The organism is Alistipes sp. D31t1_170403_E11 (genome assembly GCF_015553985.1).
GTDB classification, from domain to species: domain Bacteria; phylum Bacteroidota; class Bacteroidia; order Bacteroidales; family Rikenellaceae; genus Alistipes; species Alistipes montrealensis.
In genome coordinates this window covers 706,295-732,845 of the sequence record NZ_JADNHQ010000001.1, presented here as the reverse complement: position 1 = coordinate 732,845, position 26,551 = coordinate 706,295, and the positions used below count along the sequence as shown (strand labels likewise).

Sequence of the window (26,551 nt, the reverse complement as noted above, 5' to 3'; positions counted from 1 at the left end):
TACTAACTTTCATTTCGAAATGACATCTGAACAAACCAAGCGCTTCAAGTATTGGCAGATGCGCACGATTATCGCAACGATGGTCGGTTATGCGCTCTTCTATTTCGTGCGCAAAAACTTTTCGCTGGCCATGCCCGGTCTGGAAGCCGATCTCGGTATTTCGAAGACGAGCCTCGGTATTTTCCTCACCCTTAACGGCCTGATCTACGGTTTTTCACGTTTTGCTAACGGTATTCTGGCCGACCGCATGAACGCCCGCTGGTACATGGCCATCGGCCTGGCGTTGTGTGCGCTGGCCAACTTTGCGTTCGGTTTCGGCGAGGACGTGTCCTATTGGATCACGGGCCAGCACGACGGCAGTCAGTTCGGCAATACGATGATTCTCTTCATGGGTGTCATGTGGGTCATCAACGGCCTGTTGCAGGGCACGGGATTTCCTCCCTGTGCGCGCCTGCTGACCCATTGGATTCCGCCCACGGAACTGGCGACGAAGATGTCGGTCTGGAATACTTCGCACTCGATCGGTGCGGGTTTGGTGGTGATTCTCTGCGGTTATATCATGGGTACGCTGGGCACTAACATGACGGGCGATCCCGATGCTGTGGCCTCGATTGCCGCCAATCTGGGCGTTCAGCCCGGCGATGCCGAGGGTATGGAGCGCGTGATGGAGTCTGCGGCGCACGTAGGGGCGTGGAAATGGTGTTTCTGGATCCCTTCGGCGATCGCTTTCGCGGGAGCCATCGGCCTGGTCGTCTTCCTGCGCGACACCCCGACTTCGGTGGGGCTTCCCGAATTGGAGGGAACCGAGACCAAACAGGTGAAAACCGAAAAGAAGGGCGCCGAGCACAAGGCCTTCCTGATGAAATACGTCTTCAAGAATCCGCTGATCTGGATTCTGGGCTTCGCCAATTTCTTCGTTTATATCGTCCGTTTCTCGGTGCTCGACTGGGGACCTTCGCTGCTGAGTCAGTCGAAGGGCGTCTCGATGTCGCACGCCGGATGGCTCGTGGCGATGTTCGAGATCGCCGGAATCCTCGGCATGCTCTTCGCCGGCTGGGCGACGGACAAATGGCTCAAAGGCCGTGCACACCGCACCTGCGTCTTCTGCATGGCGGGGGCCGCATTGTTCGTCTTCCTCTTCTGGCAACTCCCTGCCGACGCTCCGATTTGGCTGCTGTTCACTACGCTCTGCGCCGCCGGATTCTGCATCTACGGCCCGCAGGCGCTGATCGGTATTGCCGCCGCCAACCAGGCTACGAAGAAAGCCGCCGCTACGGCAAACGGCCTTACGGGCCTGTTCGGTTACGCTTCGACACTCGTTTCGGGCGTGGGACTGGGCTTCGTGGCCCAGCACTACGGCTGGAACTGGGCTTACATCGGCATCCTCGGTATGGCCGTCGTGGGTATGCTGGTCTTCCTGCTGATGTGGGGCGCCAAGGCCGACGGCTACGAAGCCGAGACGGAATAACGAAAGTTCCATTTTAGATGATGATACGGACTTCGGTCCGGGAGGGTCCGGCCCGTGATGGGTTTCGGACCCTTTTTTGCGAAGTCCGAATCTTTTCTTATCTTTGTTTTTATAACTGTTTAAATTTCCAATCGATATGCTGAGCATTGCCGAACGGCACAAATACATCCTCGACAGCCTGAACAAACACGGCTTTGTCCGGATTACCGATGTCGCCAACGAACTGGGTGTTACGAAGGTGACTATCCGCAAGGATATCAAAATCCTCGAAAGCAAAGGTCTATTATATAAGGTACACGGCAGCGCGCGCCCCGCAAACCCCCATGTCGCCGACCTTGACGTGCATGTGAAGGACAATATCAACCGCGACTCCAAGCGGCGTATCGCCCAGCGGGCCGCAGAGATGCTCAACGAAACCGACTCGATCATCGTGGCTTCGGGTTCGACGGTCTACGCCTTCGCCGAGGAGATCAAGATGCGCATGTGGCATCACCTGAACATCGTCACGCCGTTCCTGCGGCTGGGTGTACTGCTCAACGAATCGGAGAACGTCAACGTCGTGCAGCTGGGAGGTACGGTGCACAAGAAATCGCTGTCGGTGCTGGGCGAGGAGGCGGCCCGTGAACTCGACGACTGTATCTGCTCGAAGGTCTTCTTCGGTGTGGACGGCATCGACCCCGAACACGGCATCACGACCTCGACGATCGACGAAGCCAAACTCACGCGCCGGATGATGCATGCCGCTTCGCAGGTGATCGTGCTGGCCGATTCGTCGAAATTCGGACAGCGCGGTTTCGGCCGCATCTGTGCTCTGGAGGACATCGACGTGATCGTCACTGACGACCGGATTCCCGAGCCGATGGTTTCGATCATCGAAGAGGCGGGCGTCGACCTGGTCATTGTCAAATAGGGCTGGCTCAGGCCTGTTTGATCGGAAGTTGTGCCGGGGATCGCGCTTGTCGCTGCGTCCCGATGCATTTGCGGGCCTTGAGCCCGAACGCCGGCGCGTCGGCTGGATTGCCTGCCGGGAGGCGATGGGATAATGCTTTCGGACCGCCGTATGCAGGGTGCGGGCGGTGGGTTGTGTATGAATTGTTGAAAAAAATTTCCGGAAAAGTTTTGCATGCCCGGCGAAAATGCCCTATCTTTGTGCACAATTATAGCGACACCTAAATCCTATGAATTGTAAACCCAACATAGCATCGGCGCAAGCGTTCTGGCAGCAGGATTACTGGTCGGGTTTCCAGTCTCCGAAAGATTTAGGTATTATTGTTTTATTAGGGTAACTGTTTTAGTTGCCCTATTTTTTTGTGTCCAGCGACGAATGAAGACATTTTATACCAACGCGAAGATTTTCCGCAACGGCCGTTTCGAGCCGGGGCAGCTCGCCGTCGAGGGGGGCCGCATCGTGGCTGCCGGGGAACCGCAGCCGGGCGACCGGGTGGTGGACCTCGGGGGCAAGCACCTCGTGCCGGGTCTCGTCGACGTGCATGTACACCTGCGCGAGCCGGGTTTTTCGCAGAAGGAGACCATTGCGACGGGTACTGCCGCCGCCGCCCGCGGAGGGTATACCACGGTCTGCTCGATGCCTAACCTGAATCCGGCTCCCGATACGCCCGAGACGCTCGAAAAGCAGTTGGAAATCATCCGCCGCGACGCCGTGGTGCGCGTGAAACCCTACGGGACCATTACGATGGGCCAGTGCGGATGCGGCGAACTGGTCGATTTCGCAGCCTTGGCCCCGGAGGTGGCCGGATTCTCCGACGACGGCCGTGGCGTGCAGTCGGCGGAATTGATGGAGGAGGCGATGCGCCGGGCCGCAGCCGTCAGTAAGCCGGTCGTGGCCCACTGCGAGGTCGACTCCCTGCTGCGCGGGGGGTATATTCACGACGGCGTTTACTGCCGCGAACACGGACATAAGGGTATCTGCTCCGAAAGCGAGTGGCAGCAGGTCGAGCGCGACATCGCGCTCGCGGAAAAGACCGGCTGTCAGTACCATGTCTGTCACGTCTCGACCAAAGAGAGCGTCGAGCTGGTGCGGCAGGCCAAGGCCCGCGGACTGCGTGTAAGCTGCGAGACTGCGCCGCACTACCTGCTGTTGTGCGACGAGGATTTGCAGGAGGACGGGCGTTTCAAGATGAACCCGCCGCTCAGAAGCCGTGCCGACCGGGAGGCGCTCGTTGCAGGCATCCAGGACGGCACGATCGAGGTCGTAGCCACGGATCATGCGCCCCACACCGCCGAAGAGAAGTCGCGCGGGCTGGCCGGGAGCGCCATGGGCATCGTGGGGCTGGAGACCGCCTTCCCGCTGCTCTATAAATACCTGGTGCTGGACGGGGTGATAACCCTCGAAAAACTCATTGCCCTGATGTCGGTGAATCCCCGGCGGATCTTTTCGCTCGAAGGGGGTGTGGAAATGGGCGACGCTGCTGACTTTACGGTGCTGGACCTCGGGACGGAGTATGCGATAGACCCCGAAACGTTCCTTTCGAAAGGGCGCGCCACGCCTTTTGCCGGATGGGATGTCCAAGGACGCGCCGCGCTGACGGTGGTCGGAGGCCGGGAGGTGTACGACGAACGATGAACGGCGCGTGTTTTTGCGCCGTAAGCCCCTCCCGAGGGAGGGGATTGGGGTGGGGTCAGACCTGTAAACGCTGCCGCAGGCGGCGAATACGGCGCTCGGATTCCGGAAGAGATCCAAGGTGCAGAACCGATGTAATTTACATTAATACGCTAACTACGAATCAAACAGATAAGGATGAAAGCATTTACGAAAAAAATTGTCTTGGAGAACGGTCGTGAGTTCTACGGATACGGTTTCGGAGCCGATCGCGAGGCTATCAACGAGATCGTCTTCAATACCTCGATGGTGGGGTATCAGGAGATCATGTCCGATCCGTCGTACACGGATCAGATGGTCGTGATGACCTACCCGCTGATCGGCAACTACGGTATGACCGACGAGGACTACGAGACCAAAACGCCGACCATCGGCGGTATGATCGTGCGCGAGTACAACGACTCGCCGTCGAATTTCCGCTACACGAAGACGCTCAACGAGGTTTTCGAAGAGCACGACATTCCGGCTATCTGGGGCGTGGACACCCGCGCCCTGACACGCATCATCCGCGACGAGGGGAGCCAGAAGGTGCTCATCACCGATGCTGCGACGCCCCACGGGGAGGCTATGCGCAAACTGGGCGAATACGTCACCCCGCACGACATGGTTTCGCGTGTAAGTTGCCGTAAACGGTGGATGTCGCGCGTTCCCAACCACCAGTACGACGTTGTGGCTATCGACTGCGGTATCAAGAACAATATCATCCGCCTGCTGAACCGCGTAGGCTGTAACGTGACCGTCATGCCGTACGACTCCACCGTGGAGGAGATCATGGCCTTCCATCCCGACGGTCTGGTGCTTTCGAACGGCCCCGGCAACCCCGAGGACGTGACGCCGGTGATCGAACTGGTGAAGCGGCTTCGCGGCAAACTGCCCATCTTCGGCATCTGCATGGGCCACCAGTTGATTTCGCTCGCCTACGGCGCGAAGACTTTCAAGATGAAGTTCGGCCACCGCGGCGCCAACCATCCCGTGAAGAATCTCGTGACCAACAAGATCGAAATCACGAGTCAGAACCACAGCTATGCCGTGGATGTCGATTCGCTGTCCGGCACGGGGCTTACGCTGACGCACGTCAACCTGCTCGACGGCACGGCCGAGGGCGTAGAGTGTGTTGCCGACCGGGTTTTCTCGATGCAGTATCACCCCGAGAGCGCTTCGGGTCCGCAGGACAGCGCTTATTTGTTCAAGAAGTTCACTAATATCATGGAGGAGTACAAAAATGCCTAGGAGAAAAGATATCAAGAAGGTTTTGGTCATCGGTTCGGGTCCCATCGTCATCGGACAGGCCGCCGAGTTCGACTATGCGGGTACGCAGGCGTGCCTCGCGCTCAAGGAAGAGGGCTACGAGGTGATCCTCGCCAACTCGAACCCCGCTACCATCATGACCGACACCCATATCGCGGACAAGGTCTACATGGAGCCGCTGACGCTGGAATACGTTGCCAAGATCATTCGCTTCGAGCGTCCCGACGCCATCGTCCCGGGATTGGGCGGTCAGACGGGCCTGAACCTGGCGGTTCAACTTGCCAAGAAAGGCATCCTGAAAGAGTGTCAGGTCGAAATCCTGGGCACTTCGTTCGAGTCGATCGAGCGAGCCGAGGACCGTGAACTGTTCAAGGAGCTGTGCGAATCGCTGGGCGAACCGGTGCTTCCTTCGCATATCGCCATGTCGATCGAGGAGGCCGTTTCGGTCGCCGAGCAGATCGGCTATCCCGTGGTGCTGCGTCCGGCCTATACTCTCGGCGGTACGGGCGGCGGTTTTGCCGACGACGAGGCCGAACTGCGCGAGATGATGCGCAATGCACTTTCACTCTCGCCGGTGCATCAGGTGCTCATCGAAAAGAGCATCAAAGGCTATAAGGAGATCGAGTACGAGGTGATGCGCGACCACAACGATACGGCCATCTCGATCTGCTGCATGGAGAACATCGACCCCGTGGGCATCCATACGGGCGACTCGATCGTCGTTGCCCCGAGCCAGACGCTCACCAACAAGGAGTTCCAGATGCTGCGCGACTCGGCGCTGAAGATCATCCGCGAACTGAAGATCGAAGGCGGCTGCAACGTGCAGTTCGCGCTGGACCCCCTCTCGTTCAAATACTACCTGATCGAGGTCAACCCCCGTGTGTCGCGCTCCTCGGCCCTGGCGTCGAAGGCTTCGGGCTATCCCATCGCCCGCGTCAGCGCGAAGATCGCCGTAGGCCTCACGCTCGACGAAATCCGGATCGCCAACACCCCGGCCTCGTTCGAGCCCACGCTGGACTACATCGTAACGAAGGTCGCCCGCTTCCCCTTCGACAAGTTCTCCGACGCTTCGAACAAACTCGGCACGCAGATGAAGGCCACGGGCGAGGTGATGTCGATCGGCCGTACGATGGAAGAGTCGCTTCTGAAAGCCATGCGTTCGCTCGAAACGGGCGTCTGCCACATCTACCACAAGAAATTCGACAAATGGTCGAACGACGACCTGCTGGCCTATATCAAGGAGGGCACGGACGACCGTCTTTACGCCATTTCCCAGTTGATCCGCAACGGCGTCGACCTGGCACTGATCTACAACAACACCAAAATCGACATGTTCTTCCTCGAGAAGTTCAAGAACATCGTCGAGTTCGAGAACGTCGTCCGCGCGAATCCGATGGATGTCGAGACGCTCCGCGCCGCCAAGCGCATGGGCTTCAGCGACAAGTTTATCGGCCAGTTGTGGGGCCTTTCGCAGCGCGACATGTATCTCCTGCGTGAGAAAAACAACATCTTCCCGGTCTACAAGATGATTGACACCTGCGCCAGCGAGTTCGCCTCCTACGTGCCTTATTTCTACTCGACCTACGAAGAGGAGAACGAGTCGATCGTCTGCAACAAGGAGAAGATCATCGTGCTCGGTTCGGGTCCGATCCGTATCGGTCAGGGCGTCGAATTCGACTACTCGACCGTGCATGCCATCTGGTCGATCCGCGCCGCGGGCTACGAGGCCATCATCATCAATAACAATCCCGAGACCGTCTCGACCGACTATACCACCAGCGACAAACTCTACTTCGAGCCGCTGATGGTGGAGGACGTGATGAATGTCATTCACCTCGAAAACCCGAAGGCCATCGTGGTGTCGCTCGGCGGACAGACGGCCATCAACCTCGCCGAGCCGCTCTCCGCGCTGGGTGTGCCCATCATCGGAACCGACACCCAGGCGATCAAGAACGCCGAGGACCGCGGCTGCTTCGAGAAGATTATGGAGGAACTGGGCATTCCCCAGCCCGAGGCCGAGGCCGTGACCGACATCGAGTCGGGCGTGAAGGCGGCTGCACGCATCGGTTATCCGGTGCTGGTGCGTCCGAGCTACGTGCTGGGCGGACGCGCCATGCAGATCGTATCGAACGAGGAACGCCTGCGCCACTACCTCCAGACCGCTGTGGAGATCGACGTGGACCAGCCTGTGCTGGTCGACCGCTACATCATGGGCAAGGAGTTGGAGGTGGACGCCATCTGCGACGGAAAGGATGTCTTCATCCCCGGCATCATGGAGCATGTCGAGCACACGGGTATCCACTCGGGCGACTCGATCAGCGTTTATCCGACCTTCAGCGTAAGCCAGAAAGCCAAGGACAAGATTCTCGACTACACGGTAAAATTGGGTCTGAGGATCGGCATCGTCGGCCTGTATAACATCCAGTTCATCGTTGCCGGCGAGGACGATGTCTATGTCATCGAGGTCAACCCGCGTTCGTCGCGCACCGTGCCCTTCCTCTCGAAGTCGACGGGTGTGCCGATGGCCCATATCGCCACGCAGGTGATTCTGGGCAAGTCGCTGCGCGAGCAGGGCATCACCGAGGTCTACGGCAAGGAGAAGGAGCGCTGGTATGTCAAAGCCCCGGCCTTCTCGTTCGCCAAGATCCGCGGCATGGATTCCTACCTCTCGCCCGAGATGAAATCGACGGGCGAGGCGATCGGCTACGACGACAAACTGACGCGTGCGCTCTACAAGGCATTGCAGGCTACGGGCATGCACGTTTCGAACTACGGAACGATCTTCGTGACCATCGCCGACCACGACAAGGAGCAGGCGCTGCCGCAGGTGAAGCGGTTCTACGACCTGGGCTTCAACATCGAGGCGACGACCGGGACCGCCGAGTTCCTGCGTGCACACGGTATCCGTACCCGTACGCGCCGCAAACTCAACGAGGGCAGCAACGAGATCATCGAAGCGCTGCGCCAGGGCCATGTAAGCTACGTGATCAATACGATCGACATCAATCAGCACAACACGCGCCTCGACGGTTACGAAATCCGCCGCACGGCCGTCGAGAACAACGTGACAGTGTTCACGGCGCTCGAAACGGTGAAGGTGCTGCTCGACGTGCTCGAAGAGATTACGCTGCGGGTTTCGACCATCGATTCAAAATAAAATTCCGACGTCGACCCCGCGGAGACCGACATGCGGATGGTTTTGGCACTTTTGCCGGATCAAAAGTGTCGATGAAAATTATGTATAAAAAGGATACTTACAAAATTCTCACGAACGAGCCGCTGACCGACGCGGTCTGGCGGATGACCCTGGCGGGCGATACTCAATGGATCGCTGCGCCGGGGCAGTTCGTCAATATTGCATTGGAAGGCAAGTACTTGCGCCGCCCTATTTCAGTCTGCGATTACGATGACAGTTCGATCACGCTGATCTACAAGGTCGTAGGCGGTGGAACCGAACAGATGAGCCGCATGGCTCCGGGCATGCAGCTCGACCTGCTGACGGGCCTGGGTAACGGATTTTCGACCGGCAACGACGCCCGGCGGCCTCTGTTGGTCGGGGGCGGCGTGGGCGTGCCGCCGCTCTACAACCTGGCCAAGGTGCTGCTCGCCGCGGGTAAACCCGTGCAGGTGGTGCTGGGGTTCAATACGGCCTCGGAGGTCTTCTACGAAGAGGAGTTCCGCTCGTTGGGCTGTGAAGTCACCGTCGCTACGGTCGATGGTTCGCAGGGCGTCGAAGGTTTCGTCACCACGGCTATTGCCGAAAAGGAACTCGACTTCGACTATTTCTATGCCTGCGGGCCGCTGCCGATGCTCCATGCGCTTTACAACGCGACGGAGCAGGACGGTCAATTGTCGTTCGAGGAGCGCATGGGGTGCGGATTCGGCGCCTGCATGGGCTGTTCGTGTAAAACCAAATACGGCTACAAACGCATCTGCAAGGAGGGGCCTGTTCTGGAGAAAGGAGAGATCATATGGTAGACACATCGGTCGAACTGTGCGGCCTCAGACTGGATAATCCGGTCGTGCCGGCCAGCGGAACCTTCGGCTACGGCAACGAGTTCCGCGAATTTTACGACATCAACGTCCTCGGGTCGTTCTCGTTCAAGGGTACGACGCGCGACGCGCGCTTCGGCAATCCTACGCCGCGCATCGCCGAGTGCGGTGCGGGCATGATCAATGCCGTGGGTCTGCAAAATCCCGGTATCGACGCCGTCATCCGCGAGGAGCTGCCGCGGCTGAAGACTTTTTTCCGAAAACCCGTCATTGCCAATATTTCGGGTTTCTCGGTCGAAGAGTATGCCTATTGCTGCGAGCGGATCGACAAGCAGGAGCAGGTGGGCATCATCGAAGTCAACGTCTCGTGTCCCAACGTGCGGCACGGCGGCATGTCGTTCGGGACCTGTCCCGACGCCGCGGCCGAAGTGACGAGGGCCGTCAAGGCGGTGACGACCAAACCCGTCTTCATCAAGCTCTCGCCCAACGTTACGGACATCGTGTCGATCGCCCGGGCGTGCGAAGAGGCCGGAGCCGACGGCATCTGCCTGATCAATACGCTGCTGGGCATGCGCATCGACGTTGCCCGCCGCCGTCCGGTCGTCGCCAACACGATGGGCGGATTTTCGGGCACTGCGGTCTTCCCCGTCGCCCTGCGAATGGTCTATCAGGTCGCCAAGGCCTGCCGGATTCCGGTCATGGGGTGCGGCGGCGTGACGACAGCCCGCGACGTGATCGAAATGATGATGGCCGGTGCTACGGCCGTGCAGGTCGGGGCTGCAAACCTGGTAAACCCCTATGCCTCGAAGGAGATCGTCGAGGCCCTGCCCGGCGAAATGCGGAAACTGGGCATCGAAAAACTGAGTGACATAATCGGAATAATCGAATAAACATGCAACGCGACGTAATTATAGCCTGCGACTTCAAGTCGGCGGAAGATACTTTCCGGTTTCTCGATCTTTTCAAGGACGAGGAGCGTAAACCTTTTCTGAAAATCGGCATGGAACTCTTCTACGCCGAAGGACCTTCGATCGTGCGCGAGATCAAGCGCCGGGAACATAAGATTTTCCTCGACCTGAAGCTCCACGACATTCCCAACACGGTGAAGAAAGCGATGTCCGTGCTGTCGCGGCTGGATGTGGACATGTGCAACGTCCATGCTGCCGGAACGATCGAGATGATGAAAGCCGCGCTCGAAGGCCTTACGCGCGAGGACGGCACGCGGCCCCTGCTGATCGCCGTGACGCAACTTACCTCGACGAGCGAGGAGCGCATGCGCAGCGAACTGCTGATCGACGCTTCGATCAACGACACGATCGTGAAATATGCGCAGAACACCAAGGCCGCAGGGCTGGACGGCGTAGTCTGCTCGCCGCTCGAAGCCGGCATGGTGCACGAGGCGTGTGGAAAAGAGTTCTTCACGATCACTCCCGGCGTGCGTTTTGCAGATGGGGACGTAGCGGACCAGGTGCGCGTCACGACGCCCGCCCGCGCCCGTGAGATCGGTTCCGACTTCATCGTCGTGGGCCGCCCGATCACGGCTGCCGGGGACCCTGTGGCGGCCTACCGCCGGTGCGTCGCCGAGTTCGTCGGATAACGGACAAACCTTTTAAAACAAGGAAGATATGAAACCGGTAAAACTTTTCTACCTGCAATCGTGCCCCTTCTGCAAGAAGGCGCTGCGCTACATCGAGGAGGCCAAAACCGCCCATCCGGAACTGGCAGCCGTCAATATCGAGATGATCGAGGAGTCGGAGCAGCCCGACGTGGCCGATACGTTCGACTACTATTATGTGCCCACGTTCTATGTGGACGGCGTGAAGGTTCATGAGGGCGGCATCTATCCCGAGGAGGTGGAGAAGATTTTACGCTCGGCACTGGAGTAGATGAAGCCCTTGCTGCGTGTTCTGTCGTTTGTCGCGGCCCTCGTCGGCCTGCTGTCTGCCGGGGCGCAAACTCCGGCTGCGGGGGATTTCGACTACGCTGTCGATGTCGTGGAGCGTGCCTATGCAGGTTATCCGGACAAGACCGCAGGCCGCAGGGCGGAATACGGGGCGCTGAAAGAGCGGCTGCAACGCGGGATCGCTTCGGGGCGCGACACGTATGACGCCATTGCCGAATACCTCGGCTGGTTCGACGATTCGCACCTCGGAACAGCCGGCGTGCGGACCTATCGCCCCAAATCGATCCGCCGCAATCCGGATTACGCCGGGCGGATGAAGTGTTATGCCCCGCAGTTCATCCACTGCCGGGTGGATGCCGACACGTATCTGATCCGTTTTCCGTCGTGTGATCTGACCGACGCTGAAATAGTCGGTGTGCAGGCGGCGGTCGAGGCTTATCTGGCTTCGGGCTGTGAGAATCTGGTCCTCGACATTCGCGGCAACGGCGGCGGGAGCGACAGTGCCTATGAACCGTTGCTCAAACTGCTCTACGACCACGAAGGAGTGGAGGATGCCATGGAATACCGCGTTTCGGATCTGGCCATCGCCCATGTGAGGGAGTTCGCCGGGGATACGGAGCGGGGACGTGCGAAGATCGCACGGATGAAGCGGACTCCGGCCGGGGAGTTTCTGACGGGCGGGGCGAAGACCTACCGGATTCGTTACGATTCCGTGTCGCCGCGGCCCCGCCGGGCGGCGCTGCTGATCGACGGTTCGGTCGGCTCGTCAGGTGAGCAGTTGGTGCTTGAAGTCCGGGCCGGCAGCAGCCGGACGACTGTTTACGGGCAGGACAACACGCTGGGATGCCTCGATTACTCGAACTGCGAGATTCTTTATTTCCCGCAGGACACGACGCGCTGGATGATGCTCCCCACGACTCGTTCCTGCCGGGTTTCGGAAGGCCGCGGGATCGACTCCGCGGGCATCGCTCCCGATGTGCGGATTATGCTGCCGCTGCCCGAAACGCTGACCGACAACGTCGACGAATGGGTACGTTGGGTGGCCGAAGATTTGAAAACCAAAAACTGAAAAAATAATATGGAGAAGTCTATTGCAAAAGACCTGCTGTCGATCGGTGCGGTATTCCTGCGCCCTGAACAGCCTTTCACCTGGGCGAGCGGCATCAAAAGCCCGATCTACTGCGACAACCGCCTGACACTTACGGCTCCTGTGGTACGTAAACATGTCGAGGCGGGCCTTGCCGAAATCGTCCGCACGAAATTCCCCGAAGCCGAGGTGCTGATGGGAACTTCGACCGCCGGAATCGCCCATGCAGCCATCACGGCCACCATCCTCGACATGCCGATGGGCTATGTGCGTTCGGGTTCGAAGGACCACGGCCGCGGCAACCAGATCGAGGGTAAACTCGAAAAGGGCCAGAAGGTCGTGGTGATCGAGGACCTCATTTCGACAGGAGGTTCGTGTATCGAGGTGGTCAACGCCCTGCGCGAAGCCGGAGCCGAGGTGCTCGGTGTGGCGTCGATCTTCACCTACGGTATGAAAAAAGGTCTCGACCGCATGAAGGAGGCGAATGTGATCAATTACAGCCTTTCGAACCTCGACGCGCTCGTGGAAGTGGCCGCCGAGGAGGGGTATATCAAGCCCGAGGACAAGGCCCGGTTGATTGCATTCCGCAATAATCCGTCGGACGAAAGCTGGATGGAATAATCGTTTGCCGTGATCGCACGGCATCTTCCGTAGATCCTTTGCGTGCCGCGAACGGGAGATACGCCTTGTATATCCCGTCCGCATCCCGCTTCTCGATCTGCGGAATCTGCCGCACGCTGACGACAAACTCCGAGACCCTGAAAGCAGAATTAGGTGAAAACCCGAAACTTTAGAATGAAAACCTATGCGACACTTAATTGATCCCACCGACCTTACGGTACAGGAAACCGAGCAGATCGTAGCCCTGGCGGAGGACATCATCGCCAACCGCGCCAAATACAGCGAGGCGTGCAAGGGCAAGAAGCTGGCTACGCTCTTTTACGAACCTTCGACCCGTACGCGCCTGAGTTTTACCTCGGCGATGCTCGAACTCGGGGGACAGGTCATCGGCTTCTCCGACGCCAACTCTTCGTCGGTGTCCAAGGGCGAGACGGTGGCCGACACGGTACGTGTGATCCGTTGCTTCGCCGACATCATCGCCATGCGCCACTTCAAGGAGGGCGCGCCGCTCGTAGCTTCGCAGTATGCGGGCATTCCGGTTATCAACGCCGGTGACGGCAGCCATGCCCATCCGACGCAGACCCTTACGGACCTGCTGACGATCAAGCGCGAAAAAGGCCGCTTCGACAACATGACGATCGGGTTCTGCGGCGACCTGAAATTCGGCCGCACAGTCCATTCGCTGATCAAGGCGCTGTCGCGTTATTCGAATATCAAGGTGATCCTGATCGCTCCCCAGGAGCTGCGCCTGCCGGACTACATGCTCACCGAGATGGCCGAGAACTCGAAACTGGAGTTCCGCGAGGTCGAGACGATGGAGGAGGTGATGCCCGAGCTGGATATTCTCTACATGACGCGTGTCCAGAAGGAGCGCTTCCTCGACGAGGAGGAGTTTGACCGCGTGAAAAACAGCTTCGTGCTCGATCCCGAGAAACTGACGACTGCCAAAGAGGATATGATCATCCTCCATCCGCTGCCGCGCGTCAACGAAATCACGCGCGCCGTGGACAACGACCCCCGTGCCGCTTATTTCCGCCAGGTCGAGAACGGTAAGTTCGTCCGGATGGCGCTGATCTACACGCTGCTGCGCTGGGCCGACGAGAACAAACCCTTCGAGCATACCCCGGTCTTCGGCGAACAGTATGTCGTCAACGAATACGAATGCCCCAACCGCCGTTGCATCTCCGCTTCGGAGGATGTGGACCGGCTTTTCCACCGCCAGGCGGACGGAACCTGCCGCTGCGCCTACTGCGAAGCGAAAGCCAGGTAGACGACGGAGATCCGTATTTGTCAGATACGGACCGCAGGAAATGCGGTCCGTTTTTTGTTTTTTATCAGGGATGCGGTGCGGTGAAGTGTTATATAAATAATGGCCGGAGCTTTGGGCAATAAATTTAATCGCGGCGCTGCATCCGGATTCGCAGTTCGGGTCCGGTGCAGTGCATCTTTTTTTGTCCTTTTCCGGGGTTTCGTAGCCGTTTTATTATATATTTGTTTTTGAGAAAGAAGTAGAACGACGATGAGTTTGGAGATGTTTCAATCCGACGCGGCTTTGGATCTCGCGGCTTTCAACCGCCTTTTCGGGGAGTACCAGCAGCGATTCATCCGTTTCGCCGTAAGCTATATCGCCGATCCTGTCGTCGCTGAGGACATTGTCATGGAGAGTTTCGTTGCGGCTTGGGGCCGGCGCGATATGCTTTCGGTCGGCTCGTTCCCGCCTTATGCGCTCACTATTATCAAGAACAAATGCCTGAACCACCTGCGTGCGCAGGATGTTCGTACCCGTGCGGCGGAAAACATCCATTCCCACGGTGCGCGGATGCTCCGCACGCGCATTGCGACCCTGCAGGCCTGCGATCCCGAAGAGCTTTTCAGCGAGGAGGCCCGCCGGCTGGTCGACCGGACGCTCGATGCCCTGCCCGAACGTACCCGTGAAATCTTCGTCCGCAGCCGCTTCCGCGGACAAAGTTACAAGGAGATCGCCGCCGAGATGGGCACGACGGTCAAGAGTGTTGAATTCGAGGTCTCGAAAGCGATGAAGCTGCTGCGCGTCGCTCTGAAAGACTACCTCGCTTTTTTTATTTTCTGGTTTTATATCAACTGATTACGGATTGTCTGGTTTCTCCTTCCGCGGATGCCGCCTGAAAAAGTGCGATTTTTTTCAGGGATATTCGCCGGAGGCGTGTTATTAGTATGTCATGGAAAGAGAATTATTGTATCGTTTTTTTAGTGGTCGGGCTTCGGTTGCGGAGGAAAAAATCGTCCTCGACTGGCTCGACGAAGATCCCGCGCATCAAAAGCAGTTGCTTGCCGAACGCCGTCTGTTCGATGCGGTGCTGATGCACGCCAAGCCCGGACGGAGTCCGAAAGCCAAAATATTCCCGGTTCCCCGCTGGGTGCGTGAAACTGTCAAATATGCCGCCGTGCTTATCGTGGCTGCGGGGGTGGGCGGAGCTTATTTTTCCAGCCTGCACGACAGGCTTGCGCAGTCGTACAATACGATTGCCGTCCCTGCCGGGCAGCATGTCGACGTGACGCTTCCCGACGGTACGAAGGTCTGCATGAATGCGCTTTCGGAACTGCGCTATCCCTCCTCCTTTATAGGCGGGCGGCGTAAGGTGCAGCTCAGGGGCGAAGCGTTCTTCGATGTCTCGCACGATGAAAGGCATCCCTTCGTTGTCGAGACCTATGCCTGTGACGTGGAGGTGCTGGGCACGAAGTTCGATGTCGAGGCGCATCCCGAGACGGACCGGTTCGTTGCATCGCTGGTTGAGGGCTGTGTGCGCATTACCGACAGAACAGCTTCCCGGAACCAGGTGGTGCTGCAGCCCGAGCACCGGGCTTTGAGGTCCGACGGCCGTCTGGTCGTGGAGCGTATTCCCGACCATGAGCAGTTCCAGTGGCGCGAGGGCCTGATCGCATTCCGCGACGCTTCGTTCAGGGAATTGCTCGGCGAGTTCGAGAAGTATTACGGCGTGAAGATCGTGGTGCAGCGTGATGTCGTGACCGACGATCTGTTCACGGGAAAGATTCGCATTGCCGAAGGCATCGACCATGCCTTGTGGGTGTTGCAGCAGAGCGCCGAATTCACCTATACGCGCAACGAGACGAAAGATATACTGTATATCCGCTGAATAATTCCGCCAACTCCGTAAAAAAGAAAAAGCCTATGTGATCGAAACCATTCCATGCCTGAACTGAATTCTTCCGTCTATTTGGCGGATGCCCTTCCGGAGGCAGACCGATCCGGATGTCTTCCTGCCGGGAAGACAATCCCAAACCTAAATATGTGAACCTATGAAAATGAAAGATCAAGCGAGGGCGCGTCTGCTCTTGCCTGTTTTGACGCTGGTGTGCTGCCTTTTTGCCGTGCCGACGCGTGCCCAGTCCGTGCCGGTGACGCTCCGGGTGGCGGACGTTCCCCTGGAACAGGTGCTCAATGCAATCGAGAAACAAACCACCTATCTTTTCGTGTATGACAAGAGCGTCGACGTCACGCGCAAAATCTCGCTCGATGTCGAGGCCATGCCGTTGAAAGGCGTGCTGGAGAGCCTGTTCCGGTCCACCGATATCGCCTATGCGGTAGAAAAGACTTCGATCGTCCTCTCCCGCAGGGCCGTCGGCGAACCTGCAAAGGCAGTTACCGTGAGCGGCGTTGTCGTCGATGCCGCGGGACAGGGGATGGTCGGCGTAGCCGTGGTCGTCAAAGGTACTGCGATCGGCGCGAGCACCGACGTGAACGGCGCTTTCTCGCTCCAAATACCCCCCCCCGCCGCGGAGGCCGTGCTTGCGGTTAACTACCTGGGCTATGAGCCGGTGGATGTCGTCGTCGGCAGCCGCACCGATTTCCGGATCACCCTCCGGGAGTCTGCCGTGGACGTGGATGCCGTGGTGGTGACTGCGCTGGGTATCAAGCGCTCGGAAAAGGCTCTTTCGTACAATGTTCAGAAAATGGACGGCGAGGATGTCGTGGCCGTGAAAGATGTCAACTTCGTCAATTCGCTCAGCGGCAAGATCGCCGGCGTGAACATCAACGCCTCTTCGTCGGGCGTGGGCGGCGCCTCGAAGGTCATCATGCGCGGTACGAAGGGTATCGACCAGTCGTCGAACGCATTGTACGTTATCGACGGCATCCCGATGTATAACCTCGGCGGCGAAGGCGGTACGGGATACGACTCGTACGGTACGTCGGAGCCCATTGCCGACATCAATCCCGAAGATATCGAATCCATCTCGGTTCTGACGGGTGCGGCTGCTGCCGCGCTCTACGGTAGCCACGCTTCGAACGGCGCCATCGTCGTCACGACCAAGACCGGGCAGGCGGGCCGTACGACCGTGACCGTAACGAGCAACACGGAACTGCTCGCACCGTTCGTGCTTCCTCGTTTCCAGACCCGTTACGGTACGGGCAACCTCAGTTCCGAAATGCCTGCTCCGCAGTTGAGCTGGGGACACCGGCTGAACGAATCGAACTACATGGGCTATTCGCCCCGCGACGACTATTTCCAGCGCGGCGTGGTCGGAACCGAGACCGTGTCGCTTTCGACCGGTACGGAGCGGAACCAGACTTATGTTTCGGCGGGAGCCGTCAATTCGCGCGGCATCGTGCCGAATAACGATTACGAGCGTTACAACTTCACCTTCCGCAATACCACGTCGTTTCTCGACGAGCGGATGACACTCGACCTGGGCGGCAGTTTCATCAAGCAGAAGGACCGCAATATGGTCAACCAGGGAACCTATATGAACCCGCTGGTGGGCGCCTACCTGTTCCCGCGCGGCGACGACTGGGACGATATCCGGATGTTCGAGCGTTTCGATCCCCAACGCAATATCTATACGCAGTACTGGCCCCTGATGGAGAAATTCGACTATCCGGTCGATAACCCCTACTGGGTGAACCACCGCATCCTGCGTGAAAACAACCGCGACCGTTACATGATGAACATGGGCCTGACCTACCGGATTTTCGACTGGATGAGCGTTGCGGGCCGTATCAGGATCGACAATTCGAACAACGACTTCACTGAAAAACTCTATGCCACGACCAACCTGGTGAACTCCGAGAACAGCGAGGACGCCCAGAACGGTCTTTACGGCATTACGATCACCAAGGACAAACAGACCTACGGCGATGCGATGCTCAACATCAACAAAACGTTCGGCGACGACTGGTCGTTACAGGCAAACATCGGCGCTTCGTTCTCGGACATGCGCCAGACTTCGAACCAGAACCGCGGACCGATCCGCGCCGACGGCCTTCCCAATGTCTTTAACATCTTCCAGCTCGATGATACGGAAACCAAGCGTATCCAGAGCGGCTGGCACGAACAGACGCAGTCCGTCTTCGCCAGTGTCGAAGTCGGTTTCAAGGGCGCTTATTACCTGACCCTTACGGGCCGCAACGACTGGCCTTCGCAGCTGGCCGGACCCCAATCGGTCAAAAGCTCCTTCTTCTATCCTTCGGTAGGTGCTGCTGTCGTGCTCTCGGAGATAATCCCCGGCATGCCCAAAAACCTCTCCTACCTGAAACTGCGCGGCTCGTTCGCCTCGGTGGGTCTTCCCTTTGCGCGTTTTCTGGCCAATCCCACCTATCAGTGGGATAATGCCAACAAGCAATGGCAGCAGGAGACCTTCTATCCGATGTACAACCTCAAGCCCGAACGGACGAATTCGTGGGAGGTGGGCCTTACGATGCGCTTCCTGCGGCATTTCTCGCTCGACGTGAGCTATTACGACACCAAGACTTTCAACCAGACCTTCAACCCCGAAATCTCGGTGTCGAGCGGCTACTCGAAGCTCTACGTGCAGACGGGCAGCGTCCGCAACCAGGGTGTCGAACTGAAACTCGACTACAAGAATACGTGGGGTAAATTCTCCTGGCGGTCGGGCTATACGCTCTCCTCCAACCGCAACCGCATTCTGGAACTGGTCGACGGTTATGTCCATCCCGAGACGGGAGCCGTCATCACCAAGGACCGGCTCGATATCGGCGGTCTGGGCGATGCGCGTTTCATCCTCAAGCCGGGCGGCAGCCTCGGCGACCTCTATTCGATCATCGACCTCAAGCGCGATGCCGACGGATATATCTATGTAGATGCCGACGGTAAGGTGGCGACCAATTCCAAGGCCGGGGACATCAAACTCGGCAGCGTCTTTCCCAAGGCCAATATGGCGTGGCGCAACGATTTCGCGTGGGGAAACCTCAATTTCGGATTCATGGTGTCGGCCCGCCTGGGAGGCATCGTCTATTCGGCCACGCAGGCCCAACTGGACCGTTACGGCGTGTCGGAGGCTTCGGCCGCGGCGCGCGATGCGGGAGGCGTTTCGGTAGAGGGCAACCTGATTCCCGCCTATAACTGGTATTCGGTGGTCGGCGGCAATACCGGTGTTCCGCAGTACTACACTTACAGCGCTACGAACGTGCGCCTCTCGGAGGCTTCGGTCGGCTATACGATCCCCCGCAAGTGGCTTAAAGTGTGTGATATCACTGTTTCGCTCGTGGGCCGCAACCTCTGGATGATCTACAACAAGGCGCCCTTCGATCCCGAGTCGGTAGCCACTACGGGCAACTACTACCAGGGCATCGACTACTACATGATGCCCAATACCCGGAACATCGGCTTCAACGTGCGACTGAAATTTTAATCCGTAACAGCTATGACACGCAATAAATTAATTATCAAGACGCTGCTGGCGCTGGGAGTCCTCTGTGTTGCCGCCTGCACGGCCAACTACGAGGAGATCAACACCGATCCCAACGACGCCACCAAGGATCAGATGGGGGCCGACGCCTACATCGTAAGTGCGGCACTGACCGGTATGCAGGGGTGGGTTATTCCGCTCGAAGAGCATCAATACCAGTTTATCGAGAACCTGATGGGCTGTCCGTTCGGCGGTTACATGGCCGATTCCGGCTCGTGGGACACCCGCACCACGCTCTACAATCCGACCGACGACTGGACCCGTCCGGCGTTCAAGGTGGTCCTGCCCGAAATCTATAAGAACTATGTCAAACTGCAGGCGAATACCGACGATCCCGTGATCCTGGCGGTTGCTGAGGTGATCCGTGCGGCGGCCATCCACCGCGTGACCGACATTTACGGCCCGATTCCCTACTCACAGGTGGGGCGCGACGGTTCGCTTACGGCTCCCTACGATTCACAGGAAAAAGTCTACGACACGCTGTTCGAACAGCTCGACAAGGCTATCGCCATCCTTATGGCGCACCGTACCGGCAGTTTCAATTCCAAAGCCGACAAAGTCTACGGCGGCAACATCTCGAAATGGATTCGCTTCGCCAATTCGCTCAAACTCCGCATGGCTCTGCGGCTGAGTTACGTCGATGAAAAAAAGGCCCGCGAAATGGCCGAAGCCGCCGCTCCGAACACGATGGTGGATAACGCCGACAATGCGCTGATGCCGGTGACGAAGAACCCCAATACGCTGACCGTCACTTCGTGGCGCGATTCGCGTATTTCGGCCGACCTTACGTCGTATATGAACGGATATGCCGATCCGCGCCGCGAGTCCTATTTCACCAAGGCCGGAACCGCCAACGGGGGATACAACGGCCTTCGTTCGGGAGTGCGTTACGATGACCGCAACCGTTCGGACTACTCGGGAATGGTGGTGGAGAACGCTACACCTATTTTGTGGATGAATGCTGCCGAAGTCGCTTTCCTCAAGGCGGAAGCGGCCCTGCGCGGCTGGGAAGTCGGCGGCGAAGCCGAAGATTTCTACAAACAGGGGATCGAACTTTCGTTTCGGCAGTACGGCCTTGCCGGCGCCGATGTCTATGCGGGCAATGCCGTCGCAATACCTGCGGCCTACGACGATCCTACGGGCCGTTACAGCGCGCCGCGGCAGAGCTCGATAACCGTTGCCTGGGATCCGGCAGCGGACGACGAGGAGAATCTCGAACGCATCATCACCCAGAAGTGGATCGCCTGCTTCCCGCTGGGCAACGAAGCCTGGGCCGAGTATCGCCGGACAGGGTATCCCCGCCTGCTGCCGTCGCCCGATGCGTCGGGCATGGGTATCGAGCAGGGTGGCATGCCCGGCCGTGTGCCCTATCCGCAGAACGAGTTTACCGACAATGCTGTGAATTACGCCGAAGCGCTGAAACTGCTCGGAGGTCCCGACAACATGGCCACCCGCTTGTGGTGGGATTGCAAACCTAACAAATAATCGCTATGAACTACATGCTGAAATATAAGTTGACGGTCCCTTTGCTCTGTCTTCTTGCCGTTGCGGCCGTGACGGCCTGCGACGACTGGACGGAGCCGGAATCGCTCTCCATCGAACGTCCCGACATCTCCGGGGATAACCCCGGGCTCTATGCCCGCTACCTCGAAAACCTGAATGCGTACAAGGCTTCGGATCACAAGGTCGTCTACGCGTGGTTCGACAACAGCGTCAAGGTCCCCGTCACCCGCGCCCACCGTATGGATGCCATTCCCGACAGCGTGGACATCGTATCGCTGCTGCATCCCGACGGCCTTTGCGAACGGGAGCTCGCGGAGATAAAGACCCTGCGCGAAAAGGGGACCAAGGTGATCTTTACCTTCGATTACGACCGGATCGAAGCGCTCTGGGAGGCTTCGCAGGCTCCGGACCCCGAACCTGAGCCCGAACCTACATCCACGGAGGGCGACGGAGAGCCTGCGGCGGATGGTTTTCTGGCGTTCCTTGCCGAACATACGGATGCCGCGCTGGAACTGGTGGACAAGTACGGGTACGACGGCGCAGCCGTGCACTACACGCCCCTCGATACGCATTACATGGAGGAGGCCGAGCGCGTGAAGCAGACGGCGCGGCAGGCGCTGTTCACCGCCCGGCTCAAGACGTGGGCTGCTGCGCACGCCGACAAACTGTTCGTCTACGAAGGCGATCCCCAATGGCTTATAGACAAGAGCTTGCTGGACCTCAGCCGCTACATCGTGCTGCGCAAGATGACTGCGACGACGCCTTACATGCTGAGCCAGAGTGTGCTGATGGCTCTTCGCGAAGGTGTTCCCGCCGACCGGTTCATCGTGGCCGTAGCCCCTGTTTCGACCGATCCGAACGACCCGACCACGGGGCGCTTCGCCGGTGCGGACGGACAGCTCACGCTCCGCGCCCTGACCGAAGCCGCGGCCTGGGTGACGGCTCCCGAGGCGGGTTTCACCAAGGCCGGACTGGGTATCTACAACATCCAGGACGACTTCTACAATACGACATTGATCTATAAATACACCCGGGAGGCGATCGACATCATGAATCCCTCTCCCCAAAAATAGACGAACGATGAAACTTCGAATATATCTCATGGCGCTGCTGCTCTCGGGTGCGGCGTTTACGGGCTGTGGCGACGATGTGACGCGCAATGCCCCGTTCGACAACAAAGTCTATATCGACGCGGCTTCGAAGACCGAAACCATGCCGCTGAAAAACTCTTTCCGCGAAACGACGCGCACCATCCGGGCGGCCGTTCCCAAACCTGCCGGGCAGGATGTCAACCTGGAATTCCGTGTCGATCCTTCGTTGGCCGCCACCTACAATTCGGCTTATTACGATAACGCCGAACCGCTGGGGGAGGAGTTTTACGAACTTCTCGACGGAAAGGCGCTGCTGAACCAGGGTACGGTGCAGTCGTCCGAGGTAACGGTCTCTTTCCGTAACCTGAACCTGCTCGACCGCGACAAGGTTTATGTGCTTCCGGTTACCATCGCCGCAGCCGACGGTATCTCCGTGCTGCAAAGCGCGAGCACGCATTACTATGTCTTCAAGGGTGTGCCCTCGATCAGCGTGGTCGCCGACATGGAGAAGAAAAACTATGTTTCGATCCCGACGTTCCTGGATGAAAAACCCTCGGCTGCGGTCTGCAATGATCTGGAGCAGTTCACGCTCGAAGCGCTGATCCGTGTCCGCAAGTTCGATCCCGGCATCCAGACCGTGATGGGTATCGAAGGTAACTTCCTGCTGCGTATCAGTGATAACGGGCTTAAACCCAATCAACTGCAATATGTGACGCCGTATGGTAACATTTCGAACGACGCCTGCCTGCTGCCCACCGACAAGTGGATACATATTGCGGCGACCTACGACATGAATGCCAAAGAGGTGAAACTCTATATCGACGGAGCCCTGGTCGGCGAGCAGGGTAATCTGAACTATACCGAGCCTGCGAACTTCGGTAAACCGGCCGGATTCCAGAAGCAGAAATTCTACATCGGATTCTCCTACGAACCGGGCCGCGAGCTGGACGGTGAAATGAGTGAATTCCGCATCTGGAACGTTGTGCGTACCCCGGAGGAGATCGCCGAGAATCCCTACGAAGTGGAGCCCGATGCGCCGGGATTGGTTGCTTACTGGAAGTTCAACGAGGGCAACGGCCTCACCATCACCGACCATACAGGCAACGGCAACGACGGTGTGGCGAAAAGCCCGGTCAAGTGGACGCCGGTGACGCTTCCCGAACCCAAATAGGTTTTTAACGGATTAAAATGAAAACGAACATGATTCCAATGAAATATATGCGTGCGGGGCTGTACGCCGCGGCGCTTGCGCTGGCCGGGGTACTTGTTTCCTGCAACGACGATATCGAGGTGGGGAAGGCCGACGGTAACGGCCTGACGACCGTCGACGACGTTTACTGCCGCATCGAAAACTGCGCCGGGGTGCGAGCCCAAAGTATCGAACTGCGTACGGAAGCCGTGGCTCCCGAATTTCGCATCGCGCTTTCGAAAGCTGCGACGCAGGCCGTCGATGCCGTCCTGAAAGTGGATGAAAGCCTGCTGGAGGCTTATAACGAAGCCAATAAGACCGGATATGAAATCTTCCCGGCCAGTCTCGTTTCCGTCGAGCAGCAGGGCGCTGTGCTGATCGCCCCGGGCGATCGGCAGTCGCACCCCGTGGCCGTGACGCTGCGGCCGGGAGAGATACTCGCTGAAGGTAAGACTTATGTCCTTCCGCTGGCCGTCGAATCCCGGACCGAAGGCGTTACGATTTCGGCCGATTCGAAAAATTACCTGCTTTTTGTCAAGGCGCTCGGCAAGCGGCCTTCGACGGACAAGGGGACCGGCATCGTGACGATCTGCTACGTCGAGTGCAACAGCAACAATCCCCTCAATACCGGGGAATGGACGGTTCGCAAGGGCGGAAAGCCGCTTTTCGATATTGTAAATCTCTTTGCGGCGAACATCCGCTACATCGAGGAGACGGGGCGTATCGGTGTGAAGATCAATCCGAACATCCAGCATCTGCTGGACCACCGCGACAAGTATATCAAACCGTTGCAGGACAAGGGTATCAAGGTTTGCCTGACGATTCTCGGTGACCACGACGGCACGGGCGTGTCCAACCTTTCGGACCAGGCCGCCCGGGAATTCGCCGCCGAACTGCGGTCGATCGTCACTGCTTACGGGCTCGACGGCGTGGATTTCGACGACGAGTGGTCGGATTACGACAAGTATCCCATGCGTCCCGGATGCGTCGAGCGCGGTCCCTATCCTTATGCCCGTCTGCTGTACGAAACCAAGAAGGCGATGCCTGACAAACTTTGTATGCTCTATTACATTGGTCCGGTTGCGCCGGGTGCAGGTTTTAACGGCTTCGACATGCTGATTGACGGCATGATGCCCGGCGATTTCGTCGACTATTCCTACGACGCCATGTACGGCAGTTTGAACCTGGACGGATACAAGAATATCCTCGGTATGGATAAACGCAGTTGGGGCGCATGTTCCATTGAGATCGAAGGCGCCAACCTCTGGAACCTGGACCTGATACGCAGGGACGGTTACGGTGTGCAGGTTATTTACCACCTGCGTGCCGCCGACGGCGACGGTGGGGCTTCCTACGAATCTATCTACCGCAATGTCCTCGGAACGGTCGCCGCGAAACTCTACGACGATACGGTTGTCTTTTCGGGGAAAAGCTGGCATGCCGACTGGAAGTAACAAGATGCGTTTAACCTGAAATGAATCCTACAAAGATGAAAAAGTTATTTTGGATATTGCTCTCGGCGACCGTTTTGTGTGCCTGCAACGATGACGACACGCAGGAATCCCCGCAGCCGCAGGCCTCGGTGGAGATAGGCGTCGGGAAGCTCGAATTTCTTCCTGGGGGCGACCCGGCCGACGGCACGAACGTCGTCGAGGTAACCAGTTCCGGCGCGTGGCGCCTGACGGGCCGCAAGACATGGTGCACCCCGTCTGCCGTTGAGGGGAAAAGCGGCGACGCCGTGACTTTCACCGCCGATGCGAACCCTTCGTCCGAACCGCGCAGCGAGGTCTTCACCTTTATCTGCGGCGGTAGTACGGCGCGCCTGCTCGTGACGCAGGCTAACGACAAGATCGTCGAATGTTCCGAAGACCGTTTCGATCTGGATAGCGAGGGCGGCCTGATCCGCCTGCGCATGGAGTCGAACGTCGAAGGGTTTACTGCCGAGATCGATCCTGTTGCAACCGAATGGATTACGCCTTTCACGGGTGCGTCCGAAACCCGGGCGATGCAGACTTTTTACAAATATTACCGGGTTGCAGCCAACGATACGTATTATCCCCGTTCGGGCTCGATCGTTCTGAGCGGCGAGGGCCTTGAGCCGCGCTCATTGCCTGTGCATCAGGCGCAGACCGACATGCTGCGCGTCGACGGCGAAACGGAATACAAGGGTGAACTTACGGCCGGGCAGATGCGCGTTACGGTGTGGAGCAACATCCCGTTCGAGGTGGTCATTCCCGAGGATGCCCGCAGTTGGGTGACGCTCGCTTCGGAAGTCGTGGAGCCCGAAGCGTGGTCGTCGCAGGAGATCGTGCTCGACATTGCGGCTGCTGCCGATTTCCGCATGACGCAGGTGTCGCTGGCGACCGGCGTCACGGCTCTGAACCAAACGCTTGTCATACAACAGGGCGAAGCCAAACTGCTGCTGTTCCCCGATGATAATTTCCGGGAATACCTGTTCGGCTTGGGGTATATCATGGTTTCGGGAGACGGGTATCTGTTGACGGCCGAAGGTGCTGCCGCCACTGCACTCGACACCTACACTACGCTTTGGAGCAAGGGCGGCATCGCGTCGGCCGAAGGTATCGAGGCGTTTACGAACCTGACGACGCTGAATTGTATGTACGGGCGCCTGCGTGCGCTGGATATCAGTACGACGAAGGTCGCCGACCTCTCCAAATGTGTGCCCAATGCGCTCGAAACACTGCATGTCGGCCCGAATGTAACCACTGTCAATTTCGGATCGTCTTCGGCTTGGAGCGACGGAAAACTCTATGACTATACCACCAAGAGCGGCTCTTATCCCTATTCCTATTACTGGTCTCAGTCGCTGGTGCTTTCGGGCGAAAACATTACGACGGTTAATCTCTGGCGTAATAAGCTGACGACACTCGATGTTTCGGGCTGTCCGAACCTTCAGACGCTCGACTGCCGGATGCAGAACTCCGAACTTACGACGCTGACCATGTCGACCTCCCAGATGGGTAAGGTGACGGTTACCAAGGACAGTACCACCCAGATCGTTTATAAATAGCGGTCTTTTTGACAACGCGCAGCGTGCAGACCCTTGTTTTCGGACATCGGTCTGCACGTCTTTTTCAGGGGTGGCGAACTTTTCGATCGTCC

General features: G+C 58.3%; 20 protein-coding genes. All 20 read left to right on the top strand.

Features of this window, described 5'->3' with window-relative positions:
• Window positions 1–19 precede the first annotated feature (19 nt).
• The gene (locus tag I2E69_RS02755; protein WP_195458613.1) at window positions 20–1,468 is read left to right on the top strand and encodes an MFS transporter; all 1,449 of its coding nucleotides are present in this window, start codon (window positions 20–22) and stop codon (window positions 1,466–1,468) included.
• A gap of 136 nt (window positions 1,469–1,604) precedes the next feature.
• On the top strand, window positions 1,605–2,378 hold the full coding sequence (locus tag I2E69_RS02750; protein ID WP_195458612.1) for a DeoR/GlpR family DNA-binding transcription regulator: 774 nt from the start codon (window positions 1,605–1,607) through the stop codon (window positions 2,376–2,378).
• Window positions 2,379–2,792: 414 nt separating this feature from the next.
• Window positions 2,793–4,052: a dihydroorotase gene (locus I2E69_RS02745; RefSeq protein ID WP_195458611.1), complete on the top strand. Its 1,260-nt coding sequence runs from the start codon at window positions 2,793–2,795 to the stop codon at window positions 4,050–4,052.
• A 174-nt stretch (window positions 4,053–4,226) separates the two neighbouring features.
• On the top strand, window positions 4,227–5,318 hold the full coding sequence (gene carA / locus I2E69_RS02740) for a glutamine-hydrolyzing carbamoyl-phosphate synthase small subunit (protein ID WP_195458610.1): 1,092 nt from the start codon (window positions 4,227–4,229) through the stop codon (window positions 5,316–5,318).
• Window positions 5,311–8,493: a carbamoyl-phosphate synthase large subunit gene (gene carB / locus I2E69_RS02735; RefSeq protein ID WP_195458609.1), complete on the top strand. Its 3,183-nt coding sequence runs from the start codon at window positions 5,311–5,313 to the stop codon at window positions 8,491–8,493. The genes carA and carB overlap by 8 nt, the downstream gene beginning before the upstream one ends.
• Before the next feature lie 80 nt (window positions 8,494–8,573).
• A complete protein-coding gene (locus tag I2E69_RS02730) occupies window positions 8,574–9,314 on the top strand; it encodes a dihydroorotate dehydrogenase electron transfer subunit (RefSeq protein ID WP_195458608.1) in 741 nt (246 codons plus the stop codon).
• A complete protein-coding gene (locus I2E69_RS02725) occupies window positions 9,308–10,219 on the top strand; it encodes a dihydroorotate dehydrogenase (protein WP_195458607.1) in 912 nt (303 codons plus the stop codon). Before I2E69_RS02730 ends, I2E69_RS02725 begins: the two co-directional genes overlap by 7 nt.
• 2 nt (window positions 10,220–10,221) lie before the next feature.
• Complete coding sequence (pyrF, locus tag I2E69_RS02720) at window positions 10,222–10,926, top strand: orotidine-5'-phosphate decarboxylase (RefSeq protein WP_195458606.1); 705 nt, start codon at window positions 10,222–10,224, stop codon at window positions 10,924–10,926.
• A 28-nt stretch (window positions 10,927–10,954) separates the two neighbouring features.
• Window positions 10,955–11,215 carry a thioredoxin family protein gene (locus I2E69_RS02715; protein ID WP_195458605.1) on the top strand — a complete coding sequence of 87 codons (261 nt, stop codon included), beginning with the start codon at window positions 10,955–10,957 and terminating at the stop codon, window positions 11,213–11,215.
• Window positions 11,216–12,301, top strand: coding sequence for a S41 family peptidase (locus I2E69_RS02710; protein ID WP_195458604.1), 1,086 nt, complete (start codon window positions 11,216–11,218; stop codon window positions 12,299–12,301). It abuts the gene before it with no gap.
• 9 nt (window positions 12,302–12,310) lie between these two features.
• Complete coding sequence (pyrE, locus tag I2E69_RS02705) at window positions 12,311–12,940, top strand: orotate phosphoribosyltransferase (RefSeq protein ID WP_195458603.1); 630 nt, start codon at window positions 12,311–12,313, stop codon at window positions 12,938–12,940.
• A 184-nt stretch (window positions 12,941–13,124) separates the two neighbouring features.
• Window positions 13,125–14,210: an aspartate carbamoyltransferase gene (gene pyrB, locus I2E69_RS02700; protein ID WP_195458602.1), complete on the top strand. Its 1,086-nt coding sequence runs from the start codon at window positions 13,125–13,127 to the stop codon at window positions 14,208–14,210.
• 261 nt (window positions 14,211–14,471) lie between these two features.
• Window positions 14,472–15,044, top strand: coding sequence for an RNA polymerase sigma-70 factor (locus tag I2E69_RS02695; protein ID WP_229095366.1), 573 nt, complete (start codon window positions 14,472–14,474; stop codon window positions 15,042–15,044).
• 94 nt (window positions 15,045–15,138) lie between these two features.
• Window positions 15,139–16,074: a FecR family protein gene (locus tag I2E69_RS02690; protein ID WP_195458600.1), complete on the top strand. Its 936-nt coding sequence runs from the start codon at window positions 15,139–15,141 to the stop codon at window positions 16,072–16,074.
• A 169-nt stretch (window positions 16,075–16,243) separates the two neighbouring features.
• Complete coding sequence (locus I2E69_RS02685; RefSeq protein WP_410489092.1) at window positions 16,244–19,588, top strand: SusC/RagA family TonB-linked outer membrane protein; 3,345 nt, start codon at window positions 16,244–16,246, stop codon at window positions 19,586–19,588.
• Between the two features lie 12 nt (window positions 19,589–19,600).
• A complete protein-coding gene (locus I2E69_RS02680; protein WP_195458598.1) occupies window positions 19,601–21,130 on the top strand; it encodes a RagB/SusD family nutrient uptake outer membrane protein in 1,530 nt (509 codons plus the stop codon).
• Window positions 21,131–21,135: 5 nt separating this feature from the next.
• Window positions 21,136–22,221 (top strand): glycoside hydrolase family 18, encoded by a 1,086-nt coding sequence (locus tag I2E69_RS02675; protein ID WP_195458597.1) that lies wholly within the window; start codon window positions 21,136–21,138, stop codon window positions 22,219–22,221.
• A 7-nt stretch (window positions 22,222–22,228) separates the two neighbouring features.
• The gene (locus tag I2E69_RS02670; RefSeq protein ID WP_195458596.1) at window positions 22,229–23,410 is read left to right on the top strand and encodes a DUF1735 and LamG domain-containing protein; all 1,182 of its coding nucleotides are present in this window, start codon (window positions 22,229–22,231) and stop codon (window positions 23,408–23,410) included.
• A gap of 29 nt (window positions 23,411–23,439) precedes the next feature.
• Complete coding sequence (locus tag I2E69_RS02665; protein WP_195458595.1) at window positions 23,440–24,882, top strand: BT_3987 domain-containing protein; 1,443 nt, start codon at window positions 23,440–23,442, stop codon at window positions 24,880–24,882.
• A gap of 35 nt (window positions 24,883–24,917) precedes the next feature.
• Window positions 24,918–26,459: a BACON domain-containing protein gene (locus I2E69_RS02660; protein WP_195458594.1), complete on the top strand. Its 1,542-nt coding sequence runs from the start codon at window positions 24,918–24,920 to the stop codon at window positions 26,457–26,459.
• The last annotated feature ends 92 nt before the right edge of the window (window positions 26,460–26,551 follow it).

What these genes read in the sequence shown, in the direction of transcription:
- I2E69_RS02730 (WP_195458608.1), top strand. Translation starts at nt 8,574, where the DNA reads ATGTATAAAAAGGATACTTACAAAATTCTCACGAACGAGCCGCTGACC.
- carB (WP_195458609.1), top strand. Translation starts at nt 5,311, where the DNA reads ATGCCTAGGAGAAAAGATATCAAGAAGGTTTTGGTCATCGGTTCGGGT.
- I2E69_RS02680 (WP_195458598.1), top strand. Translation starts at nt 19,601, where the DNA reads ATGACACGCAATAAATTAATTATCAAGACGCTGCTGGCGCTGGGAGTC.
- I2E69_RS02715 (WP_195458605.1), top strand. Translation starts at nt 10,955, where the DNA reads ATGAAACCGGTAAAACTTTTCTACCTGCAATCGTGCCCCTTCTGCAAG.
- I2E69_RS02750 (WP_195458612.1), top strand. Translation starts at nt 1,605, where the DNA reads ATGCTGAGCATTGCCGAACGGCACAAATACATCCTCGACAGCCTGAAC.
- I2E69_RS02710 (WP_195458604.1), top strand. Translation starts at nt 11,216, where the DNA reads ATGAAGCCCTTGCTGCGTGTTCTGTCGTTTGTCGCGGCCCTCGTCGGC.
- pyrE (WP_195458603.1), top strand. Translation starts at nt 12,311, where the DNA reads ATGGAGAAGTCTATTGCAAAAGACCTGCTGTCGATCGGTGCGGTATTC.
- carA (WP_195458610.1), top strand. Translation starts at nt 4,227, where the DNA reads ATGAAAGCATTTACGAAAAAAATTGTCTTGGAGAACGGTCGTGAGTTC.
- I2E69_RS02685 (WP_410489092.1), top strand. Translation starts at nt 16,244, where the DNA reads ATGAAAGATCAAGCGAGGGCGCGTCTGCTCTTGCCTGTTTTGACGCTG.
- I2E69_RS02690 (WP_195458600.1), top strand. Translation starts at nt 15,139, where the DNA reads ATGGAAAGAGAATTATTGTATCGTTTTTTTAGTGGTCGGGCTTCGGTT.
- I2E69_RS02665 (WP_195458595.1), top strand. Translation starts at nt 23,440, where the DNA reads ATGATTCCAATGAAATATATGCGTGCGGGGCTGTACGCCGCGGCGCTT.
- pyrB (WP_195458602.1), top strand. Translation starts at nt 13,125, where the DNA reads ATGCGACACTTAATTGATCCCACCGACCTTACGGTACAGGAAACCGAG.
- I2E69_RS02660 (WP_195458594.1), top strand. Translation starts at nt 24,918, where the DNA reads ATGAAAAAGTTATTTTGGATATTGCTCTCGGCGACCGTTTTGTGTGCC.
- I2E69_RS02755 (WP_195458613.1), top strand. Translation starts at nt 20, where the DNA reads ATGACATCTGAACAAACCAAGCGCTTCAAGTATTGGCAGATGCGCACG.
- I2E69_RS02675 (WP_195458597.1), top strand. Translation starts at nt 21,136, where the DNA reads ATGAACTACATGCTGAAATATAAGTTGACGGTCCCTTTGCTCTGTCTT.
- I2E69_RS02670 (WP_195458596.1), top strand. Translation starts at nt 22,229, where the DNA reads ATGAAACTTCGAATATATCTCATGGCGCTGCTGCTCTCGGGTGCGGCG.
- I2E69_RS02745 (WP_195458611.1), top strand. Translation starts at nt 2,793, where the DNA reads ATGAAGACATTTTATACCAACGCGAAGATTTTCCGCAACGGCCGTTTC.
- pyrF (WP_195458606.1), top strand. Translation starts at nt 10,222, where the DNA reads ATGCAACGCGACGTAATTATAGCCTGCGACTTCAAGTCGGCGGAAGAT.
- I2E69_RS02695 (WP_229095366.1), top strand. Translation starts at nt 14,472, where the DNA reads ATGTTTCAATCCGACGCGGCTTTGGATCTCGCGGCTTTCAACCGCCTT.
- I2E69_RS02725 (WP_195458607.1), top strand. Translation starts at nt 9,308, where the DNA reads ATGGTAGACACATCGGTCGAACTGTGCGGCCTCAGACTGGATAATCCG.